General features: G+C 63.8%; 11 protein-coding genes. 7 read left to right on the top strand and 4 right to left on the bottom strand.

Annotated elements, in window-relative coordinates; all coding sequences use genetic code 11:
* A partial coding sequence (locus H483_RS40040) for a hypothetical protein (RefSeq protein WP_238556263.1) occupies positions 1 to 200 on the top strand: 200 nt, incomplete at its 5' end.
* A 355-nt stretch (positions 201 to 555) separates the two neighbouring features.
* Here the strand turns inward: H483_RS40040 and H483_RS40540 are convergent.
* Together H483_RS40540 and H483_RS27265 are read right to left on the bottom strand one after the other, a co-directional pair.
* Positions 556 to 1,011: a GNAT family N-acetyltransferase gene (locus tag H483_RS40540; RefSeq protein ID WP_081615148.1), complete on the bottom strand. Its 456-nt coding sequence runs from the start codon at positions 1,009 to 1,011 to the stop codon at positions 556 to 558.
* 537 nt (positions 1,012 to 1,548) lie between these two features.
* Complete coding sequence (locus H483_RS27265; RefSeq protein ID WP_017836470.1) at positions 1,549 to 1,881, bottom strand: Lsr2 family protein; 333 nt, start codon at positions 1,879 to 1,881, stop codon at positions 1,549 to 1,551.
* A gap of 247 nt (positions 1,882 to 2,128) precedes the next feature.
* On the opposite strand from H483_RS27265, the gene H483_RS40035 reads away from it, so the two are divergent.
* The gene (locus H483_RS40035; protein ID WP_238556262.1) at positions 2,129 to 2,560 is read left to right on the top strand and encodes a hypothetical protein; all 432 of its coding nucleotides are present in this window, start codon (positions 2,129 to 2,131) and stop codon (positions 2,558 to 2,560) included.
* The gene (locus H483_RS27255; protein ID WP_017836468.1) at positions 2,557 to 3,033 is read left to right on the top strand and encodes a BLUF domain-containing protein; all 477 of its coding nucleotides are present in this window, start codon (positions 2,557 to 2,559) and stop codon (positions 3,031 to 3,033) included. The genes H483_RS40035 and H483_RS27255 overlap by 4 nt, the downstream gene beginning before the upstream one ends.
* A 456-nt stretch (positions 3,034 to 3,489) precedes the next feature.
* On the opposite strand, the gene H483_RS27250 is transcribed toward H483_RS27255, so the two are convergent.
* Entirely contained in the window at positions 3,490 to 3,765 is a 276-nt protein-coding gene (locus tag H483_RS27250) for a WhiB family transcriptional regulator (protein ID WP_017836467.1), read from the bottom strand.
* A 128-nt stretch (positions 3,766 to 3,893) separates the two neighbouring features.
* Here H483_RS27250 and H483_RS27245 point away from each other — a divergent pair, with 128 nt between their 5' ends.
* The 3 genes from H483_RS27245 (at position 3,894) to H483_RS27235 (ending at position 5,711) form a co-directional block, all read left to right on the top strand.
* Positions 3,894 to 4,622 (top strand): response regulator transcription factor, encoded by a 729-nt coding sequence (locus H483_RS27245; protein ID WP_238556261.1) that lies wholly within the window; start codon positions 3,894 to 3,896, stop codon positions 4,620 to 4,622.
* A 38-nt stretch (positions 4,623 to 4,660) separates the two neighbouring features.
* A complete protein-coding gene (gene thiS / locus H483_RS27240; RefSeq protein ID WP_017836465.1) occupies positions 4,661 to 4,861 on the top strand; it encodes a sulfur carrier protein ThiS in 201 nt (66 codons plus the stop codon).
* A 70-nt stretch (positions 4,862 to 4,931) separates the two neighbouring features.
* On the top strand, positions 4,932 to 5,711 hold the full coding sequence (locus tag H483_RS27235; RefSeq protein ID WP_031264770.1) for a thiazole synthase: 780 nt from the start codon (positions 4,932 to 4,934) through the stop codon (positions 5,709 to 5,711).
* 197 nt (positions 5,712 to 5,908) lie between these two features.
* On the opposite strand, the gene H483_RS27230 is transcribed toward H483_RS27235, so the two are convergent.
* Complete coding sequence (locus tag H483_RS27230) at positions 5,909 to 6,751, bottom strand: aldo/keto reductase (RefSeq protein WP_017836463.1); 843 nt, start codon at positions 6,749 to 6,751, stop codon at positions 5,909 to 5,911.
* A 186-nt stretch (positions 6,752 to 6,937) separates the two neighbouring features.
* Here H483_RS27230 and H483_RS27225 point away from each other — a divergent pair, with 186 nt between their 5' ends.
* Entirely contained in the window at positions 6,938 to 7,468 is a 531-nt protein-coding gene (locus tag H483_RS27225; RefSeq protein WP_017836462.1) for an Asp23/Gls24 family envelope stress response protein, read from the top strand.
* Positions 7,469 to 7,587 lie beyond the last annotated feature (119 nt).

Below are 7,587 nucleotides of genomic sequence, written 5' to 3'. Positions count from 1 at the left end.
AAGCAATTGTGTTCTGGCGTGGCTACCGCGATGCGGCCGACCCCACGACCCCACAACGCGTCGAAGTTATCTTGTTCGACGGCGCCGACCCCATCCCAGCGCGGATCGAAACCGACGAGGGTAGCAGCATCGGGCCCGCCCCGTTCGACGTAGTCGCGGCAGCCGAAATTGAAACAGGTCCATGGACTCCGGCCCAATGACACCCAGCATCGAGCAGGCCAGCCGTTCGACCATCCACTGGGATCCGACCTTGCAGTTCGACCCTGAACCTCCCCCAAGCCGCCGAGCAACTGCGGGCCAGCGTGGTGCCGCCCGGATTGCGTGGTCTCGCTACAGCACCGCCACGAAAGCCACATCCTCCGTTAACAGAGTCACTGACAGGACTGGTTGAATTTGCGGTGGTCAATTCCCTCTTCCGAATTTGACGCATCTGCGATAACTGAGCGAGGGGCACCGACCGGAGTCCGGAGCGGGGACGTCTGTCTCGCAAAACTGTAGGTTTTCGAGCCGTCTCTTCCGGGGCCCGAGCGCATGACAATTCGACGTCAAGACTGACTATTCCTCGGTGCTGCGTGGTTCTCGGAGTCGCAAGAGCATGGTTAAGGATCCGCTCGCAACATCAACTGGACGGAAGCCTGCGCGATCGTACAGGCGACGGGCGTAGTTGTCCGATTCCACACTGAGGCTTATCGCTGCCAGCTTCTGCTCATGTGCGGCAGCAAGTAAGGAATCAAGCAGGTGGGACCCAATCCCTCGCCCTCGCCGTTCTCGGATGACGCCCATTGACAATTCAGGAATGGTGGCGCTCACAAAGCCGTAGCCGGGATCGCTCTCGGGAAACAATCGCACCCAGGCGGCACCCACGGGCTGTGCCCCCTCCGACGCGATGACTCCAAGGTCGCCTGACCGTGGCCAGCCTGCGACGTAATGCGCCAGCTGGGGATGGGCTAGCACCTCCGCGACGCTTCCGCTCGGCCCGTCCGGTCGCCAGTACGCCGCCGCGACGAGCATCTCCGCCAGAAAGGGTGCATCGGAGGCTTGAACACGACGGATAGATAAGGCCACAGATCGATCGTAGCTCCCGGTGGGCCGCCACAAACGAACAATCAGTCGTGGCCTCGCATACGAAGAGCGGACTCCAGACGGAGCGGAGCTTGCCCGTCGCGCGTTAGGAATTCACTCACTGTTTTCACGACATTGCCGATGCGAACAGCAGCCTGAAAGCAATCACAGAACGCCGCCACAGAGCGATGTGATTCACAGTCATGTTCGGAGCTTATGAGGGGCTGATGCACGGTTAGGTGACACGGTTAGTCACGCGGGGTCTCGGGCACTGCGGGTGAGGGGCAGTTCGGGGAGGGACCGATCGGGGAGGTGTCGAGTTCGCGCGATCGACAACTCGACATCGTTAGGTTTACATAAGGTAAGTTATCGGCGTTCACTTCACGGCTGGTCAGAGCGTTGTCCGCGCGGGTCAACCACCCATGGCCGGCCATGCGCCTGTGGCGGCGGGGCTGGTTCTCGCGTGGTTGGCGCCCGGCTGTCGAGCTAGTTTGCCGCTGCGTAGGCCTGCATCACGTTGGCGGGGATGCGTCCGCGGTCTGAGACGTCGTAACCATTGGCGCGGGCCCAGTCTCGAATCGCTCTGGTGTTCCCGGACGTGGCCGTGGCTTTGCGGGCAGTTCTGGTCCTGTTTCCGGTTACCCGGTGGCTGGATTTGATGTACGGCGCTACGGCCTGGCGAAACGCCTCGGCATTATCGTCGCTCAGGTCGATGGAGTATTCCTTGCCGTCAAAGGCAAAGGAGATGGTGTTCGACGTCTCGCCGAGGTCGGTCCCGTCGAGGTCGTCGATGTAGTGCACCTGGAATTGCTGAGCCATGGTTACCCCTTTTGTTTGCTGCTCTATCAAGTATGCCTACGGTGGAGAAGTCATGCCCGTCATCATGAATGGCATCACTTCGCCCTGGTGCCTCGGTTATCGGCGGGGCCTCAGGAGGGCGGTGGCGGCAGTTGTCGGGGGCTCGTCCATGCATGCGTATGGCCTCCGGGCGAATGCATGCTGGTCCAGCTCGTCTTGGGCCAGCCGTAATTCGTCCTAGTTTTCTGTCCTTTTGGGTTCGTTTGCGGTGGCACTGGCGGATTTCTTTTGGCACAGTCAGGTCGCGCTTGACTGCTGCGCCGTGATCGTCGCCAGTGCGCGGTTCAGGCGCTGTGGTCGCGCGATCAACTGTGGCGAGCATCCAGGGCGGGGTTACTTGCGCAATGCCGGTGTGCGGGCCCGTGGTCGCCGCATGCACGCAATGAACGAGAAGGTGGCGAGGAGTCAGGTGGTCGACGAGGGCCCTCGGGCGGTCCGCTGGTCGCAGGTGGAAGAGGCGTTCTACGTTGGCAACTATCGGGGGAATTTCGTTGGTTACATCGACAGGGGCCCCGATGGTGCTTTCAGATTGTTCGACAGTATGTCGACACTGCGGGGCGAGGCCAGCACTTTGGAGGAATCGATGGCGTGCCTCGATGCACTGTTCTTCGCCACTTCGGGAGATCGGGGTCGACAATGACTGTGAACAATGACGCCGCCAGCACGTCTCAGTCGGGCGAGCTGAAGTATCTGGTGTACACCAGTGTGGCTACGCGAAAGATGCTTCCCGGAGACCTCGAATCGATTTTGTTCACCTCCAGGAGACGGAATCTGGACGCAGGGATAACCGGACTGCTCCTGTATAGGGGCAATGTCTTTATCCAGTTCCTCGAGGGCCCCGCTTTGGAAGTGGATGCGCTCATGGACCGCATCTCGTGCGATGACAGGCATAGCCGCGTGCGGGTGCTTGTGGTCGAACGGGTGGCTGAGCGCAGTTTCGGAGACTGGAAGATGGGGTTCGCCATCCCCAAGGACACGCGGCCAACCGGGATCGAGGGGCTCAGAGACAGCTTCACGGATCTCACCGGTGGGGCCGACTACGACGTGGTCCGGCAAGCCGCAGAGGACTTCTCGGTCTGGTTCAAGGCCGGCCAGCGCGCCGGCTCATCCTGACCTCGAGGGGTAACCGATCGGCCCGACGCGTGCGATGCGGGGCAGATCCCGGCCCTGGTGACGAGGGGGGTCACTGCGGTGGGTCCGCCGTCGGGTTCCCGTCCGCCCGGGCGCAGATCACCAGGGTGTCGGATGGCCCTGATAGCCCTACCGCGACTATTCTGGCGGGGCACACAGTGGCTCGGGAATGCGGCCGGGTTCTGATGTCCGGAGTCCATGCAATGTCGTCCGTTCCGGCATCTTATGGTTCGTTTCGGGTTGCTTCTGTCTGCCGGTGGAGGTAGTCGCTGCTGCGGGGGTTGTCCGAGTGCAGTGCGATGTAGTCCGGTTCCGGTTTGAACGGCAGTGGTTCATGGTGCGCTTCGGTACACCCCCGTGGGACGAAAGGGGATGTAACCACTCTGGCAGGGCAGGACTGTCGCGACGCGGGTGCAAGGAATGCGGCGCGGGGGAAGGTCAGCCGGAGCGCAGGCGGCCTGCCAGTTTGTGGCGTTCCATTTCGGTCAGGCCTCCCCAGACTCCGTAGAGTTCCGGCGCGTTCATCGCGTACTGGCGGCATTCCACTATCACCGGGCAGTGCTCGCAGAGGACTTTAGCTGCCTCCTCTTTACGGCGCCGGACCCCTTTGCGGTCCTGCTCGTCGTTGTAGAACAGCTCAGCCTGTCCTTGGCAGTTGCCCTGATCGGCCCATGCCCACCGGTCATCGAGAGCCGTGGCGATGATGTGGGTCAACAGATATTTCCTGCCCTTCGTCAAGCATCACGCCAAGTGGACATCCCATTATCGCGGGCCACAGCAGTCATGGCTTCACCCCAAGGGGTGAAGTGGAGGGGTGTTCACCTGCGCCTACGATTACCACGGTGAGCGGCAAAGCGATCAGGGTGACTGTGGTCAACGACTATCTCGTCATAGTGGCGGGAGTCAACGCATTGCTGGCGCCGTATTCGGATCGAGTTGAAGTTGTGGAACGGCACACCGTCACCAGTGGATCGGCCCCCGTGGACGTCGCGCTCTATGACACTTTCGCCGCACCGGTGGGCAAGCACGCGCGCCTGGAATCGCTACTGCAGGACCCGTTGATCGGGTCGGTTGCCGTCTACTCCTTCGCCGTGGATGAACGGGCGATCGATGACAGCCTGGCCCAAGGAGCTCATGGATTTTTAGCGAAGTCCCTGTCGGCGCTCGAACTGGTCGAGGGAATCGAGAACATCGCCGCAGGTCAGCGGGTGACCATGGTCGGACCCGGCCTATCGGTGATGCGATCGGACCAGTGGCCGGCCAAAGAGACAGGACTGTCTCCGAGAGAGGCGGAAGTGATCGGTCTTATTGTTCAAGGACTATCGAACAAGGACATCGCCGCGCAGTGCTACCTGTCGACCAATTCGGTTAAGACCTTCATCCGGTCCGCGTATCGAAAAATGGGCGTGAGCACCCGAGCCCAGGCCGTGGCGTGGGGAATCGATCACGGACTCAAGCCCGACCGACGAGCCCCAAGCGGACTCCCCACGCACACCATCCCGCCAGGCTCACCGAGCAGCATCGGCACGCCCCAGCGCGCTCAGGCCGAATCGGCAGCCCAGGGGATCTAGTTGTAGTGGACGATGACGAGTGTGGAGTAGGAGGGCCCATGATCGTCACGGTGAACGGGGAGGACCGCACCCTGGCCGACGGCGCGACCGTCCGCGCACTGGTCACCGAGCTGGACCTGCCCGACGAGGGCGTCGCCATCGCCGTCGACGGCGTGGTGGTGCCCAGCTCGGGCTGGGACGACGCCCCGCTCGGTGCGGGCGCGGAGATCGATGTCCTCACGGCGGTCCAGGGTGGCTGACCCGACCTCGGCCGCGACCCCGGTTCGCGGCGTCGCAGGGCCGTCCGCGTATCCGTCTGGCGTCGCCGCGGTGCTGGACTCGCCCCTGGTGATCGCGGGCGAGGAGGTCTCCTCGCGGCTCATCACGGGCACCGGCGGTGCCGGTAACCAGGAGGTCCTGCGCGAGGCACTGATCGCCTCGGGCACCGCCCTGACCACCGTGTCGATCCGCAAGGTCGACCTGCGGCTGGGCATGGACGGCGCCGGCGGACTCGGGCTGCTCGGGATGCTGAAAGAGCTCGGCATCCGCCCGTTGCCCAACACCGCCGGGTGCCGGTCCGCCACCGAGGCCGTGAAGACCGCCCGGCTCGCACGGGAGGCGCTGGGCACGAACTGGGTGAAGCTCGAGGTGATCGCTGACGAGCGCACGCTCCTGCCCGACGGGGTGGAGGTGGTGGAGGCCGCAGAGGACCTGGTCGATGACGGTTTCGTCGTCCTTCCCTACACCACCGACGACCCGGTCCTGGCCCGCCGCCTGGAGGACGTGGGCTGCGCTGCGGTCATGCCCCTGGGCGCGCCGATCGGCACCGGGCTGGGCATCTGCAACCCGCACAACCTGGAGATGATCGTCGAGCGCGCCGGGGTCCCGGTGATCTGCGACGCGGGGATCGGCACCGCCTCCGACGCCGCACTGGCCATGGAGCTCGGCTGCGACGGTGTCCTGCTCGCCACCGCCGTCACCCGGGCGGAGAACCCGCCGCTCATGGCCGCGGCGATGCGCGAGGCCGTCCGGGCCGGGCACGCCGCCCGCCTCGCGGGGCGGATCCCCAAACGCTTCTGGGCGCAGGCGTCCAGCCCGCCGGTCGACTGACCCTGCAGGTCGACTGAGGCCGGCTCAGGGTCTGCACTCGCTGCGCGCCGACCTCGGTGGAGAAGTTGAGCTGGTCGCCTGAGTTGGCAGTGTCGCGGGCGGAGCAAGGTGGTGCACATCTTTGGCTCGATGCGGGGTTGTCGCCTCAGTGTGTTTCTGCGCTAGCAGTGCAAGACCGGGCTCGTTGGCCGTGAAGGTTAGTTCAATCGGTCGAAGTTATCGGGGTCCGGGCCTGATCGTGTGCCGTTGTGCAACGCGGAGATTGAGGCCATCTGCTCCTCGGTGAGTTCGAAGTCGAACACGGTGAGATTGTCGGTCATGCGTTGGGGTGTTTCGGTCTTCGTCACCACGATGTCGCCTCGCTGTAGGCCCCAGCGCAGCACTACTTGTGCCACCGTCCGGTCGATCTGGTCGGCCAGCGCATGAAGTTGGGGATCGCCTATTACAGCGCCCTGGGCAAGCGGGCTGCATGCCTGAACCGCGACGCCGTGCTCGGTGCAGACATCGTGCAGGTGCTCGTTGACGAAGTAGGGATTGGATTCGATCTGATTGACCGCCGGAGTGGACAGTCCCGCCTCGGCCAATCGGTCCAGGTGCGTTGCGGTGAAATTGGACACCCCGATCGAACCGATGGGGTAATCGGTTTTGAGCTCTTCCATGACTTCCCACACGCGCGCCACATCGTCGTACATCGCCAGCGGCCAGTGCACCAGATACAGATCGATTCGCCCCCCTAGGTGAGCGAGTGAACGTTCTGTCGCACGTCGCGCGGAAGTACGTTCATGCACGTCATTGCCGAGTTTTGTCGTGACCCACATCTGTTCGCGGGGCAGTTCCGAGGCGGCGATCGCGCGCCCGACTTCTTGTTCGTTGCCGTACATCTGCGCGGTATCGAAGTGCCGGTAACCGGCCTCCAGCGCCGACGACACAGCCCTGACCGTACTGGCAGGGGCAATCTTGAAGGTGCCGAAACCGAGCTGGGCAAGGGCTCGTCCGTCGTTGAGTGTGACCTGCGGGACCGTCTGCGGGGAATCCGACATTGGGCAAATCTAGGCCCGCTGTGCTGGCGCCCGCATCCGCTAATGGCGGGCCACTGACACCACCACGTGGCCTGAGGAAAGAAAAAGTTTGGGTCAGGGCGTGACGTTCGGGCGGGTGGTGACGTCTTTGTTGTGTAGGTGTTCATCACAAGGGCCCGGTGTCGGGTCTTGGCGTGAGGAGGAATTATGTCGAACGCAGTTCCCAAGACCGGTCGTGAGCAGTCCCGCGAGCAGGAGGCAGCCCAAGCCGCCGCGCAGCAGGCGCAGGAGAAGGCGTCGGGCAAGCAGGTCGCGCGTGGGCCGCTGCAAACCGATCGGGGGGTGACCACGCTGGATGATGCCGTGGTGGCCAAGATCGCTGGGATGGCCGCGCGGGAGGTTCCGGGGGTCTATGACATGGGCAGTGCCACGCGTCGCGCGTTCTCGGCGGTGACCGACCGGATCCCCAACGCGCAGACCAACGTCACTGGCGGCATCAGTGTCGAGAAGGGTGAAACCCAGACGGCGGTCGATGTGACGGTGGTGGTGGAGTACGGCGCCTCGATCGTGGAGGTCGGCAACGCGATTCGCCGCAACATCATCGAGCAGGTTGAGGGCACCACCGGGCTGGAGGTGGTCGAGGTCAACGTCAACGTCGCCGACGTGCACCTGCCTCAGGATGACGACGACAACGCCCGCGCCAGCTCGGAGAGCAACCGCAGCGGCGAACTGCGCTGACCCATCGACCACCGCCACGCCGCGGGGGCGGGTCACCCGGCCCGCCTCCGCACCCCTGAGCGAGGAGTTCTCATGAAGACCACCCATCTCACACTTCTGGTGGGGTTGTTCCTCGGCGC

The organism is Dietzia sp. UCD-THP, from assembly GCF_000349585.1.
Taxonomy (GTDB): Bacteria; Actinomycetota; Actinomycetes; order Mycobacteriales; family Mycobacteriaceae; genus Dietzia; species Dietzia natronolimnaea_A.
The sequence above is the reverse complement of the archived record's forward strand: the minus strand, read 5'-3'. Positions and strand labels throughout refer to the sequence as shown.

Coding starts and splice junctions, on each gene's coding strand:
- H483_RS40540 (WP_081615148.1), bottom strand. CDS start 1,011: ATGCTCGTCGCGGCGGCGTACTGGCGACCGGACGGGCCGAGCGGAAGC.
- H483_RS27265 (WP_017836470.1), bottom strand. CDS start 1,881: ATGGCTCAGCAATTCCAGGTGCACTACATCGACGACCTCGACGGGACC.
- H483_RS27255 (WP_017836468.1), top strand. CDS start 2,557: ATGACTGTGAACAATGACGCCGCCAGCACGTCTCAGTCGGGCGAGCTG.
- thiS (WP_017836465.1), top strand. CDS start 4,661: ATGATCGTCACGGTGAACGGGGAGGACCGCACCCTGGCCGACGGCGCG.
- H483_RS27230 (WP_017836463.1), bottom strand. CDS start 6,751: ATGTCGGATTCCCCGCAGACGGTCCCGCAGGTCACACTCAACGACGGA.
- H483_RS27225 (WP_017836462.1), top strand. CDS start 6,938: ATGTCGAACGCAGTTCCCAAGACCGGTCGTGAGCAGTCCCGCGAGCAG.